This window comes from Paenibacillus sp. PAMC21692, assembly GCF_014303795.1.
Lineage (GTDB): Bacteria > Bacillota > Bacilli > Paenibacillales > Paenibacillaceae > Pristimantibacillus > Pristimantibacillus agaridevorans.
This window is the reverse complement of the sequence record NZ_CP060293.1, coordinates 3,364,885-3,376,289: the sequence shown is the minus strand read 5'-3', so window position 1 is coordinate 3,376,289 and position 11,405 is coordinate 3,364,885. Positions and strand designations below refer to the sequence as shown.

9 protein-coding genes are annotated in these 11,405 nt (G+C 55.4%); 2 read left to right on the top strand and 7 right to left on the bottom strand.

Annotated features, from left to right (window positions below):
• Window position 1: 1 nt before the first annotated feature.
• The 4 genes from H7F31_RS13240 to H7F31_RS13225 all read right to left on the bottom strand — a co-directional run bounded on the left by H7F31_RS13240 (window position 2) and on the right by H7F31_RS13225 (window position 5,133).
• Window positions 2-1,093 (bottom strand): Fe(3+) ABC transporter substrate-binding protein, encoded by a 1,092-nt coding sequence (locus H7F31_RS13240; RefSeq protein WP_187104558.1) that lies wholly within the window; start codon window positions 1,091-1,093, stop codon window positions 2-4.
• Between the two features lie 163 nt (window positions 1,094-1,256).
• Window positions 1,257-2,687, bottom strand: a complete 1,431-nt coding sequence (locus tag H7F31_RS13235; RefSeq protein WP_187104557.1) for a sensor histidine kinase — start codon at window positions 2,685-2,687, stop codon at window positions 1,257-1,259.
• Window positions 2,684-3,358 (bottom strand): response regulator transcription factor, encoded by a 675-nt coding sequence (locus tag H7F31_RS13230; protein ID WP_187104556.1) that lies wholly within the window; start codon window positions 3,356-3,358, stop codon window positions 2,684-2,686. Before H7F31_RS13230 ends, H7F31_RS13235 begins: the two co-directional genes overlap by 4 nt.
• Window positions 3,359-3,546: 188 nt before the next feature.
• Entirely contained in the window at window positions 3,547-5,133 is a 1,587-nt protein-coding gene (locus tag H7F31_RS13225; protein ID WP_187104555.1) for a glycoside hydrolase family 43 protein, read from the bottom strand.
• Between the two features lie 60 nt (window positions 5,134-5,193).
• Between H7F31_RS13225 and H7F31_RS13220 the strand changes: the two genes are divergently transcribed.
• On the top strand, window positions 5,194-6,150 hold the full coding sequence (locus H7F31_RS13220) for an AraC family transcriptional regulator (protein ID WP_187104554.1): 957 nt from the start codon (window positions 5,194-5,196) through the stop codon (window positions 6,148-6,150).
• 51 nt (window positions 6,151-6,201) lie between these two features.
• Here the strand turns inward: H7F31_RS13220 and H7F31_RS13215 are convergent, their stop codons facing one another.
• Both H7F31_RS13215 and H7F31_RS13210 read right to left on the bottom strand, forming a co-directional pair.
• Entirely contained in the window at window positions 6,202-7,356 is a 1,155-nt protein-coding gene (locus H7F31_RS13215; protein WP_187104553.1) for an AGE family epimerase/isomerase, read from the bottom strand.
• Window positions 7,357-7,447: 91 nt separating this feature from the next.
• Window positions 7,448-9,346 (bottom strand): beta-L-arabinofuranosidase domain-containing protein, encoded by a 1,899-nt coding sequence (locus H7F31_RS13210; RefSeq protein WP_261800411.1) that lies wholly within the window; start codon window positions 9,344-9,346, stop codon window positions 7,448-7,450.
• 144 nt (window positions 9,347-9,490) lie between these two features.
• On the opposite strand from H7F31_RS13210, the gene H7F31_RS13205 reads away from it, so the two are divergent.
• The gene (locus H7F31_RS13205) at window positions 9,491-10,366 is read left to right on the top strand and encodes a helix-turn-helix domain-containing protein (protein WP_187104552.1); all 876 of its coding nucleotides are present in this window, start codon (window positions 9,491-9,493) and stop codon (window positions 10,364-10,366) included.
• Between the two features lie 196 nt (window positions 10,367-10,562).
• On the opposite strand, the gene H7F31_RS13200 is transcribed toward H7F31_RS13205, so the two are convergent.
• Complete coding sequence (locus H7F31_RS13200) at window positions 10,563-11,405, bottom strand: carbohydrate ABC transporter permease (RefSeq protein WP_187104551.1); 843 nt, start codon at window positions 11,403-11,405, stop codon at window positions 10,563-10,565.

Genomic DNA, 11,405 nt, shown 5'->3' with positions numbered 1-11,405 from the left:
CTTATTTCCAGCCAACCTTGGTCATAAGAGCCGTTGCCGCTTTGTTGTTCTCCCCCAGCTTCGCGAAGTCGATGGTTTGCGTCTTGAATTCGCCCCATTCCTTGAGCAGCGCCGGAAGCTCGGCATCCTTGTTGACCGGGAATTCGAAGCTGCCGTTCGTCAGCATTTCCTGGCCTTCCTTGCTTGTCATATATTCCACCAGCTTGAGCGCGTTGTCCTTGTTCTTCGCGTGGGCCGCGAGGCCGATGCCGCTAATGTTAAGATGCGTGCCTGTCGTCTCCTGGTTCGGGAAGAACACGCCGACGCTCTCGGCGACCTTTACTTCCTCGGCTTCCTTGGAGTTCAGCATCTGTCCGATGTAGTACGTGTTCATAATTGCCACTTCTCCGACGCCTGCCGCAATGCCCTTGGCTTGGTCGCGGTCTCCGCCTTCCGGGTCGCGCGCGAAATTGCCGACCAGCCCTTTTGCCCACTTCTCCGTTTCCGCTTCCCCATTTAAATCGATCATGGAAGCGACGAGCGACTGGTTGTACAGGTTGCTGGAGGACCGTACGAGCACTTTGCCCTTCCACTGTTCGCTCGCCAAATCTTCGTATGTAGACAACTGCTCGGGCTTTACAAGTTCTTTGTCGTATACGATGACCCGGGCTCGAGTAGCCAGGCCCACCCACTGGTTTTCCGTGTCCCGAAGGCTCTCCGGCACGTTGGCCAAAATAGCGTCCGAGTCGATCGGCTGCAGCACGCCGTTCTCCTTTGCATAGTTCAGGATGCCGCCGTCGACCGTGATGAACAAGTCGGCTTCCGTGCTTTCGCCTTCCCGCTTCATGCGCTCCACCAATTCTTCTGCCGTTCCTTTGATTTCGTTGACCGTAATGCCTGTCGCCTTCTCGAATTCGTCGAACATCGCGAAGTCGATATCGTAGTGGCGGGCCGTAAACACGTTTACGACGCCGGAGTCGCTCTCCGTCTTAACGGCTCCCGCTCCTTCTTGCTTGCCATTGGCATTCGTTCCGTTGTTGCCCCCGCAGGCCGCCAGCATCATCGATGCTCCCAAAATAATCGCAGCAGTGCCTGTTACGTACTTTTTATTCATTTCCTTCGTTCCTCTCATGTCCATATCGTTTATTCGTGATAATGAATATCATTACCGCCAATTGTAGCGAATAATAATGAGAAAACGCTGTGAAAATGATAATTTTATTGAACGAATTTATACGGGGACTATTGCTACCTTATGTTAAAGCGGGAGAATTTCACTAAGCCAGGGGCAGAGAAACCGTCACTTTTGTCCCTACGCCGAGCTCGCTGGTCAATACGATGTCGCCCCCGTGCCTGCGAACAAGCGATTTTGCAATGGGCAGTCCCAGCCCGTACCCCCCTTGTCCGCCGCTTCTCGCCTTGTCCGCCCGGTAGAACCGATCCCATACGTGGGGAATATCTTCTTCCGATATGCCAACTCCCCGATCTTCCACCGACAGCCGCACCTGATCGACGTCCAATTCGCCCGTAATGCCGATGACTCTGCTCTCTCCGGAATATTTGACGGCGTTGTCCAAAAGGATGCGGAGCAATTGGGCCAGCTCATGTTCGCCGATCGCCATGGATACATCCTCCAGCATGCCGGCTTCTACGTTTACGACAAACTCTGGGGTCATCATCATTTGTTTATCCGCCGCATCCTTAAGGACAGTTAACGGCTGCTCGCAGATGCCGCGAGGCTCCAGCTCTTCCGTACGTTCCGCCCGCGATAACAGCAGCAGATTATCGACAAGCCCCTTCAGCCGCTCGAACTCCTCCGTCGCTATTCGCAGCGAATTTTCCGTCACGTCCGGATCGTGTTTGCCCCATCGGCTTAGCATTCGGAGATGCCCGTCCATAATGGCGATTGGCGTTCGCAGTTCATGCGACGCATCCTCCACGAACCGCCGCTGCCTGCCGAACGACGCCTCCACTTCATCCATCATGCCGTTAAACATCGTCTGCATCGCCGTAATTTCGTCCTTGGCTCCCGTAACCGGCATGCGTTCCTGCAAGCCGTTTTGCCTGACCTTCTTCATCGTCGCATTCATGGCACGCAATGGCCGGATGAGACCGACAGCCAGCAGTCTGCCGCCCGCGATGCTGAGCAAAAGAGCAGCTCCGCAGCAGATAATCATAATCCGAAAAAAACGGGCGATCAATCGTTCCAATTCCTCCATGCTGCGCACCATTTCAATTGTGCCTTGGAAGTTGAAAATCGTTATAGGACTGCGCATCGCAAGCACGCCGTCCTCGTAAAGCACAGAGCCAGGGCTTAGGTCTGTCAACGAGCGCAATGGAATCCTTTCGGCCGAGATCGTACTCCCCGCAATAATCGCCGTATCCCCATTGGAATCAAGCAGCCGAATCATGCCTCCATGCACGTTGGCCCGCTCCAAATAAAGCCGAAGCAACGTTTCGTTGCCCGGCGTTATTTGAATTTCCTTGGCCAGCAGCTCGTTGAGCAGCTCCCGCATGTCCTGCCTTATTTTGGCTTCCTCCTGACGCACCATCCATCGCTCTACAAAGAAGTATTGCGTCAAATTGCTGACCGTCACGAGCACGCTCAGCAGAATGGCTGCAAGCAAGGTCATTCGCCAATGAAACGGCAGCTTGCCGGAAGACTTCCTAAGTGACGGCTTGCGTCGCTTGCCGAATACCGCCGTCATCTGCGCATCACGTAGCCGATTCCTCGGACGGCTTCAATAACGCTGGGCGACCCGGGCTCGTCGATTTTGTTCCGCAGGTAACGAATGTACACATCGACGACGTTGGCGTCCACAACCGCCTCGTAGCCCCATACCGTATTCAGCAGCGTTTCCCTCGACATCACGCGATTAACATTTTTCATCAGCGCTTCCAGCAGCGCGAACTCCCGTTTCGTTAGCGCAATGACCGTGCCGGCTTTCTTGACGATTCGCGATTCCCGCTCCAACGTCAGATTGCCGCCGGCAAGAAGGGATCCGGGATCCGCCGACTCCTCTTGCCTCCGAAATACAACCCGAATGCGAGCGAGCAGCTCCTCGATGGCGAACGGCTTCGGGATGTAGTCGTCGGCCCCGCTATCCAGACCGGATACGCGGTCCGACACGCTATCTCTCGCCGTAATCATAATAATCGGCGTTTTTTTGTATTTAAGTATTTCCCGGCACACATCGGCGCCGTCCATTTCCGGGAGCATCAGATCCAGCAGCACGAGATCCCAGGCTTCGCCCAGCGCGAGCTCCAGACCGGATCTGCCGTCGCGCGCAACCGTCACTGAGAAACCCTCATGCTTCAGTTCCGGCTCCATGAACGCCGCAAAATGCGCCTCGTCCTCGATTAACAATATCCGTTTCATCTATTTGGACTTCCCCCATCTCCATTGTGGCATGTCTCTTCATGATAATCGTTCTCACAAGTATCGCGCAAGCCTGCTTCGCAATATTATGCCCGCCAGCTTTAGCGGACTATTGTTATAGCCGACGTCGAAGCAAAAAGGCCAGCCCTTCGGCTGACCTCATTTCCCGCTTTAAATGTTTCTTTCGCTTATTCGATGTCTTCCCCCAAGTACTTGAAATAATCGAAGTCCGCGTGTTTCATCGTGCCCGACAAGTCCTGCGCGCATAAGCCGACGAACGTGCCGGTAAATCCAAGCTTGCCTTCGTATTCGTCGGACAGTTGCCCAAGATCCAGCGCGGGACCCACCGCTTGCCACTCCGAGCCGTCCGGCGAGCAGTGAAATTGCACGCGCTCGCCATCGACGATTACCTTTAGATAGCAACGTTCCCAGCCCTCGGCGGAGACGAAGGCGTCCTCCGGCTCGTCGTATTGCCCTTGCTTCGTGGTCATCAGCCGGATATGCTTGCCCCGTTCCTCGTCGCGGGTTACCAGCAAATAAAAATGGTCGCTCTCGTCATAATACAGCGTCAATCCCGCCATCTGGTTAAAGTGCTCCGGCTCGAATTCCACGCAGGTCTCGGCAACGCAGCGGAAATGCGCCAGCCTTCTCGCCACCATGCTCTGGCGGAACCAGGAGTATAACGACTCGCGGCCGCGCAGCCGCAAGAAGCCCTTGCGCTCCGACAAGCTGAGCCACTCGTCGTCCGCCGGCACTCGCAGCGTGAAATACGCATTCCCGAGCGCAGCTCCGTCGAAGTCATCTTGATCCGGGAGCTTCGGGATCGGATGGGGCGCAAGATCCGGCGCGGCAAACCGGAGCCCGGGAGCCTTGCCGCCGCCTTCCAGCCGCAGCCAGCCGTCTACCGTCCATACGACGCGGGCAAGCCCCGTTTCCCTGCCCAGCGGAGACAGCCGTCTGCCGGGCAGCGCACGCGCGCATATAAAGGACAGGTACCACTCGCCGTTCTGCGTCTCCACGACGGCTCCGTGTCCCGCCTTCTGAAGCGGATGATCAGGCGCGTCGATCGTCGTGATGAGCGGGGACTCCGGATCGTATTCGTACGGTCCTTGGATCCGGCGCGAACGGGCCAATGTCGCGGCGTGGTTCCAACCCGTGCCGCCCTCGGCGAGCAGCAAGTAATACCATCCGTCCCGCTTGAACATAAACGGCCCTTCCGTCACGCCGATCGAGGTGCCTGTCGCAATGGTCATTACCGGTCCGACAAGCTTTCTCTCCTCCGGCGAAAATTGCTGCATGACTACTCCCGCAAAACGATCCCTCCCCTTTCGGAAGTCCCACCGCATATTGAGCAGCCATTTGGTTCCGTCGTCGTCGTGGAACAGGAAAGGATCGAAGCCGCTGCTGTTCAAGTGAAGCGGCGCCGACCACGGACCGTTAATATCGGTCGCCGTCAGCAAATAATTATGCAAATCCTTGAAGACGCCGCGACGCGCCATCACGTTCGTAATCATGAGATAAAACATGCCGTTGTCGTACGTCAGCGCCGGCGCCCAGATGCCGCCGGAGCTCGGAACGCCCCGCAGGTCGAGCAAGGAGGCATCGCAAAGCGGGCGAGCGATCACCTGCCAATTCACCAGATCGCGAGAATGATGGATCTGCACGCCGGGAAACCACTCGAAGGTTGATGTCGCGATATAATAGTCGTCGCCCACGCGCAGCATGGACGCATCGGGATTAAAGCCCCTTAGCACGGGATTCGTTATCAAAGTCATCGTTCCACTCCTCCTCTGTCTTGTACGATTACAACGTATCATGGGGAGGCATCGCGTGAAATGAACTTTTTTCATATAAAAGTCAGACTTTTTCATCGTTTGCCAGCGGCGTCTGTTTTTCATCGGAATTTTGATTACAATAGAGGCATGAACTACTTATTCGAACCCGTCGCGTTTCATGGCAAACCTTTGCTGCTCGGTTCTCCCACCCGGACGACCGATGTCTTCGCCGGCTTCTACCATTGGCATCCCTGCTGCGAGCTGCTGCTCGTCCACGAAGGCACGGGCAGCGTCATCGTCGGCCAGAAAACCTATGAGATGAAGCCGGGCCGGTTGTTTATCTTCCAGCCAAATCAGTTGCACAAGGTATTCGCGAGCGTAAGCGAGGAAACGCCTTATGTGCGAACGATTATGTTCTTCCAGCCGCATATGTTCGAGCAGGCGCTGCGTCCATTCCCTTCCCGACATGCTCTGCTGGATCGCTTATGGCGGAGCGGGGAGGGAGAATCGGCCATCGACTTGCATGGGGAGCTAAGTTATTTGGAGCATATCATCGACCGATACAACAATCGTCCCTTCGCATCGAATCCCGTTGCCGAAGAAGAAGACATGACGATGCTTCTCCTCCATTATCTGGAAGCGGTCGCCTTTCAGGGATCCGTGGCGGAAACGGCCGAATACCGTCCCTTTACCTATTCCGAGCAGGCCATGCAATGGATCGAAGAGCATTATGCCGAAGATATCGGGCTGGAGCATATCGCGGAGGCGCTGCATCTGTCCAAATTTTATCTGTCCCGGTTGTTCCGGCGCGAGACTGGCGGCAGCCTGTCCGATTATCTGATCGCGCGAAGAATCAAGCAGGCGTGCAGGCTGCTCCATACGACCCAGTACTCTGTCGAGCATATATCCGCTGAGGTCGGTTACCCCAATGTATCTTATTTTATCCGCAGCTTTAAAACCGCAATGGGCACGACGCCGCTGCAATATCGGGCCGCGGCAAGGAAAACGGGGCAGTAAAAGAGCTCATATTTCCTTGCCGCGCCTTAACCGCCCCGCTTCTGCATGCGTCTACCAAAGGTACAAGTCGTTGCCCTTCAGCTTAAAAATGGCTTCCATGAAATAATAATCGCCGTAAATTATGGCATGGTGATGCGTCTTGGAATGGTAAGCGCCCGTCCCGTTCTGCAATATCGCATCCGTCCCGCGCGACCAGTCGCTGCGCGAAGCGTCCAGCGCCTTCAGCATCCGAAGCGCCGCATTGACATAAACGTCCTTCTCGTACGGACCGACGGCCTTGGCGATCTCCAGCAATCCGCAGGCCGCGATCGCAGCAGCCGTGTCGTCCTCGCGCCGCGGCTCGGCCGGCTGGCGGAAGTCCACGGGGATGATCCCGCTGTCCGGGACGTTAGCCATGAAGTAATGCGCGATCCGCTTTGCCGTCTGCAAATATTCATCTTTGCCGGTATGGATGTAACTCATCATAAAGCCGTACAGCCCCCATGTCTGTCCCCGCGTCCAGGAGGAGCCTTGCTCATAACCTTGACCGCCATACGTTTTTACGACGCCGCCCTCAAAGGGATCGAATTCCACGATATGATTGACGGAGCCGTCCGGCCTGACGAAAGCTTCCATCGCCGTATCGGCATGCTTCATCGCGATCTGCTTGAAGCGCGGATCTCCGGTCTCTTGGGATGCCCAGTACAACAGCGGAATGTTGAGCATGCAGTCGATGATCGCCCAGCCGCGCGTATCGCCTTCCTCCAGATCGTTCCATGCACGGATGAAGCCGCCGGCCAGATTAAACCTGCCCGCCAGCAGATTGGCGGCATGCAGCGCCCGTTTGCGCGACTCCGGGTTGCCCGTTACTCTATAATTCGCCACGCTCGTCGGCAGCCACATAAAACCGACATCGTGATGCAAGCCGTAGAACTGCTCGAAGCAGAGATCCAGCTTATCCTCGGAAATTTGCGCGATTTCTTTATATTTGTCCAGCCCCGTCTCGTGGTGCATCAGCCACATCATGCCGCCCCAGAAACCGTTGGTCCACCAGCAGATGCCGTCCGCCTCGTCGCCGGTGGGATTGTCGATGGAGCGGTCGTCAAAAGTGCCGTCGATGGTCGTGTACGGAATTTTATTCCGCGTTTTTTCGCTTACCCAGTCCATCTTCTCCGTTATTTTGCCGATAACCTCATCCAGCCACGCCTTGTCCTTATCCTGCAGCATCCTGTTAACCCTTCTTTCTGTTGATGTCATAAGCCAATTATAGCTTGAGCGCTAGGTGCAAAGTTGCCGCCATTCGTCCGAAAATGTTGATTTATTGCGCTGTTTGCTCCGCCGCCTTCACCTGAAAATAAACCGAATAACTTTCGTCCTTAATCTCGTGCAGCGGGATCAAACGAATATTAACGCTCTGACCTTTGGTTTTGTAATAGCCGGCATTCCACCAGCTATGGTTGCGCTCCCGCTCCGGCGTCAGCAAACTTTCCGGGCATTCGGCGTCGCCAACGAGGAGACGATCTTCGTCCGTCAAGCCGGCCAGCACGACGGGACCGTCTACAAACGCGTACCGATCCGCCGAGCCTGGCAGCGGCTCGGCCGCCAGCGCCTTGGGCAGCTCCACCTTAACGAGATCTCCATCGCTCCACACTCGGTTCAGCTTACAGAAACCCGTGCCTTCCGGCACATCCTGCTGTAGAATGCCGTTAACCGTGATCGTGGCTCGCTCCTTAACCCACCATGGTATCCTCAGCTTAAGCGCGAACTGCGCTGCCCGGCCGCAGCTCACCTTTACGCTGAACAGAAACCGGTCGGGCCTAGTAACGGGTATGGCAGGTCGATGCACCTCGGTAATCGCCTTCATGCCAGTCACATTCCACTTATTCATCGGATACAGCCCCTGCTGGCTATCCTGCTCGATGGCGAGGCCGACCCGGACTCCTTCCAGCTCAATCGAAGCGACGGACGGAATCCATTGCGCAATCGCGACGCCATCGCCATCTCTCAGATAAATTTGGGATTCGTAGGCCGCGTTGGCTTGAATCAGCGTTCCGTGACAGCACCAGAAATGTCCCGTCTCCGATCCCCATGTCTTGCGGCTGCCGGGGGCAACCCCGAGGAAATAGGAGATCATGCCCGTATCTCCATGTTGATGCGCCAATACGCCGTTGACGAACCGCCTCTCCCAATAATCGGCGTAAGCGGCATTTCCCGTCCAGCGCAGCAGCGTATGCGAAAGCCGCATCATATTGTAGTTGACGCAATGCTCCTGTCCGACGCCTAGTCTCGCTTCCATATCATGATGCGGCATCCAGAGCTCTCCGTCGTCGCCGGCGCCCGTGCATATATACCCCCGCTTTGTGACGGCGCATGCCCAAAAGGATTCCGCTATGCGGCGAAAACGCTCGTCCCCGGTCACTTCGTACACCCTTGCGGCGCCTAATATTTCCGGGATTTGCGTATTGGCATGTTTGTTCGTCAGGACATCCTCGCCCCGCAGCAGCAGATCAAAGAACCGGTTGCGGACATAACGCTCCATCAGCTTCCTGTGGTTATCCGCCCTTGTAATGCCGTACAGCTCGGCCCAGGTTTCCAGCATGCCGCCCGTCTCCATATCCAGCAGCTCGTCCAGCTGCTCCTGCGACAAAGCCGACGTCCAGCGGTAAAACCAGTCCGCCATGCCCTTCGCGATGGACAGCGCCTGCCCGTTGCCCGCCAGCTGATACATTTCGAGGAGCCCCATCAGCAGCTTGTGCACGGTATAATGCGGCGCCCATACCCACTTGCCGTTTAAGAGCCGATGCATAAAGGTTTCCGGGAACGCGGCGAGCCACCCGCCTCCGTTCGCCTCCTGGCAACGCGCCAGCTCCGACACGATCGTATCGGCCTTCGCCTTGACCATGAAATCGTTAGTCTGCGCGTAAATACGAGCCGCCGCCGACAGCCAATGCCCCATGAAATGTCCCCGAAGCTCGCAAGTGACGGCTTCCCAGCCCCAATGCCACTGTTCGGGTCCCTCCATACTGGTTGTGGAGGCCGTCGTCGTGCCCCCGTTGCCGCTATAGCTCCACAAGCCCGCTTCCATATAGAAGCCGCGGAGGAGGTTGGCATTGGTCAAACTCATTACATAATCCTTGTTTAACCGGAAACGTGCGGCCAGAGGACCCTCCCCAAGCTTCGCCCGTCCCGGCTCTAAGTTATAAAACTGCGCCATCATCGCAAACCCTCACTTTTTTCATATCATGTAATTAGTTTAATATTTATAATAAAGGCAAAGAATAGACGGAATATAAAATTGCATATACTTTTTTCATCTTTATAATGGAGTTATAGAGCTTTAAGTTCAAGGAGGATACCGGCTATGGTAGGTACAGTACGGTTAACCGCGGACCGGATGCCGCTGGTGCGGGACATGGGGTGGAATCAGACGGCTGCCGTCTATACCCATCCCGACCGGGTGCTGGACTACGATGTATTTTTGTTTGTGACGAAAGGCTGCATGCATGTGATCGAGGAAGGAACGGAATATCGGGTGCGGCAGGGCGAGCATTTGTTTTTGAAAAAGGGGCTTCGTCACTGGGGCCTGCCCGAAAGCGAAGCGGGCACCGCATGGTATTGGATTCACTTCGATGCTCCGTCGGAAGAGCAGGACGGCTACAGCGGCCGCTTGCCGATGCCCGAGACGGGCTACTATACGCCGGGCCATTACGAATACCGGTTCGAGCTGCCCAAGCATGGCGGATTGCCCCTTCAACCTTCGCTCGGCGACAGGCTGATGGCGATGCTCGACGAATACAGGCAGCCCCGGCTGCACGGCATGACAAGAGCGAGCATCCGGGCGTACGGGCTGTTTCTCGATTTGCACGAGGCAACCTTATCCGACGAGGATGCCCAGGTTCCGGCAGGCAAAATGTCGGCGCTGACAGGCAAAGTGATGGCTTATCTCGTCGATCATGCGAGCAAAGAATTTCAAGCGGAGGAACTGGCGCGCCGGCTCGATTTGAATTACAACTATATATCGACCGCATTTCGCAAACATACCGGCCGGACGGTGATCGAGATGCATACGAAGCTGCGGATCGACAAAGCGATCGATCTGATGCGCAACACCTCGCTTAACGTTTCTGAAATTAGCGAACGGCTAGGCTTCAACAGTCCCTATTACTTCAGCAGAGTGTTCAAGAAGGTGACGGGCGAAGCCCCGTCCTCCTATTGGCGGCATTTGTACCGGGTGTAACGCTGTTAAGCATGCCGGCGCCAGGGAGATACGACTGTTTCCGTCCTTTTGCAGCTCAGCGTGCCAGACAAAAAGAGGCTCCCCTTAAGCCAATGATGACCTAAGGGACAGCCTCTCTCAACCGTGAACCGTTATTCGGCTTCGGCTAACCAGTTTTCCAAATAATGTCCAAGCTATTGGGTTGCCCGCCTGGGCGCTAGCCTTTAACCGCTCCCGACGAAACGCCTTTTACGAAGTACTTCTGCAAGGACAAAAAGGCGATTAATACCGGCACCAGCGACATCGTCGTGCCCGCAAAAATCATATCCCAGCGAGATGAGAATTCTCCGACATAATAGAACAGCTCCACGATCATCGTCTTTGTCTGGCCGGATGGCAGAACAAGCATCGGCATCAGGAAGTCGTTCCAGATTCCAAGACCTTGCAGCACGACCATGCTGGCCGTAACCGGGCCAAGCAAAGGGAAGACGATTCGCCAAAATATGCCTATCCGCGTACAGCCATCGATCTCCGCGGATTCCTCTATTTCTCTCGGAACGCCCTTGAGAAAGCTCGTATATAGCAGGACGCCGAAACCTACCGAACCCGCGATGTAGATCAGAATCGGTCCGCCCAGATTGCCGAACAGCCCCATCGTCTTGAGCTGCTTGAACAGCGGAATCATGTAAACCTGGAACGGAATCATCATGCCGAACAGGAAAAAGATGTAGACGGCATTCGTCCACTTGCGGTTCGTCCGTTCGATCGCATACGCCGCCATCGGGATGATGACAATCATTGCGGCGATCGAGCCAAGCGTAAGGACCGCACTGTTTAGCATCGCTTTCGGATATTCCGTTTCGGTAAGCAAATATTTAAAGCTCTCCGTATAAAAACCTTCCGGGAACGCAATGGCGTCACGAAGAATTTCGGAGTTGGATTTAAACGCAGACATGATATTAAAGAAGATTGGAAATGCGAATAGGATCGCAATGAGCAGCGTAACCGCGAACAAAATGATTTGACCGGATGTAATCGGCTTTTTCGCTTTTTGGCCCAT

What these genes read in the sequence shown, in the direction of transcription:
- H7F31_RS13230 (WP_187104556.1), bottom strand. Translation starts at nt 3,358, where the DNA reads ATGAAACGGATATTGTTAATCGAGGACGAGGCGCATTTTGCGGCGTTC.
- H7F31_RS13240 (WP_187104558.1), bottom strand. Translation starts at nt 1,093, where the DNA reads ATGAATAAAAAGTACGTAACAGGCACTGCTGCGATTATTTTGGGAGCA.
- H7F31_RS13215 (WP_187104553.1), bottom strand. Translation starts at nt 7,356, where the DNA reads ATGCTGCAGGATAAGGACAAGGCGTGGCTGGATGAGGTTATCGGCAAA.
- H7F31_RS13220 (WP_187104554.1), top strand. Translation starts at nt 5,194, where the DNA reads ATGAACTTTTTTCATATAAAAGTCAGACTTTTTCATCGTTTGCCAGCG.
- H7F31_RS13205 (WP_187104552.1), top strand. Translation starts at nt 9,491, where the DNA reads ATGGTAGGTACAGTACGGTTAACCGCGGACCGGATGCCGCTGGTGCGG.
- H7F31_RS13225 (WP_187104555.1), bottom strand. Translation starts at nt 5,133, where the DNA reads ATGACTTTGATAACGAATCCCGTGCTAAGGGGCTTTAATCCCGATGCG.
- H7F31_RS13210 (WP_261800411.1), bottom strand. Translation starts at nt 9,346, where the DNA reads ATGATGGCGCAGTTTTATAACTTAGAGCCGGGACGGGCGAAGCTTGGG.
- H7F31_RS13200 (WP_187104551.1), bottom strand. Translation starts at nt 11,405, where the DNA reads ATGGGCCAAAAAGCGAAAAAGCCGATTACATCCGGTCAAATCATTTTG.
- H7F31_RS13235 (WP_187104557.1), bottom strand. Translation starts at nt 2,687, where the DNA reads ATGACGGCGGTATTCGGCAAGCGACGCAAGCCGTCACTTAGGAAGTCT.